Genomic DNA, 906 nt, shown 5'->3' with positions numbered 1-906 from the left:
GGCCGCGGCCGCGGGCGTCCGCGTGGTGGGGTACCGCACCGTTGACGGTCCGACGACCGACCTGCCGGTGGCGGGGGAGCTCGCGGGGATCACCGTCGACTCCGACGGCACGCGGGCCCGGCTCACCCTCGACGGCGGGTCGCACGGCGAACTGCACGTGGGCACCCCGGGCGAGCACATGGCGCTCAACGCCCTGGCCGCCCTGCTCGCCGCCCGCGAGGTGGCCGGGTCCGGCGGCTTCGACGCGGACGGGTTCCTCGCCGGCCTGTCCGGGTTCGGCGGCGTCGGACGACGCTTCGAGCCCAAGGGCGAGGCCGTGGTCGGCGACGGGCGGGCGCGCGTCTACGACGACTACGCCCACCACCCCACGGAGGTCGCCGCGGTGCTCGGCGCCGCGCGGGAGATCGTCGAGGCGGACGGGGGGCGGCTCGTCGCCGTCTTCCAGCCCCACCTGTACTCGCGCACCAGGATCTTCGCCGAGGAGTTCGGCCGCGCACTGTCGCTCGCCGACGAGGTGGTGGTCCTCGACGTCTACGGCGCGCGCGAGCGACCCGAACCCGGCGTCGACGGCGGGCTGATCGCCCGGAACGTCACCGCGGCCGTCCACCACGTGCCCGACCTCGACAGCGCGCTGACGACGGTCACCGGGATCCTGCGGCCCGGCGACGTCGTGTTCACCCTCGGCGCCGGCGACATCACCACTCTCGGCCCGCGGATCGTTACCGGCGGGGAGCCGTGAGGAGGGCCGCGCGGTGACCAACGAGCCCGACCTCCCCGAGGAGCACGACGTCCCCGGTGCGCCGGACGTCGATCCCGCCGCGGAGCGACCGGGGCCCGACCCCGGGCCACCGCCCACCGAGGCGTCCACCGAGGTGCCGGCGTGGGACACCCCGCCGACCGACGACC

The 906-nt window shown here is 76.5% G+C and carries 1 protein-coding gene; it reads left to right on the top strand.

What is annotated here, in order from left to right; genetic code table 11:
* Window positions 1-739: glutamate ligase domain-containing protein (locus HMPREF3086_RS04800; protein WP_305790929.1), on the top strand; the 739-nt coding region annotated here is incomplete at its 5' end.
* Window positions 740-906: the final 167 nt, after the last annotated feature.

This window comes from Dietzia sp. HMSC21D01, assembly GCF_001815995.1.
GTDB classification, from domain to species: domain Bacteria; phylum Actinomycetota; class Actinomycetes; order Mycobacteriales; family Mycobacteriaceae; genus Dietzia; species Dietzia cinnamea.
The sequence above is the reverse complement of the archived record's forward strand: the minus strand, read 5'-3'. Positions and strand labels throughout refer to the sequence as shown.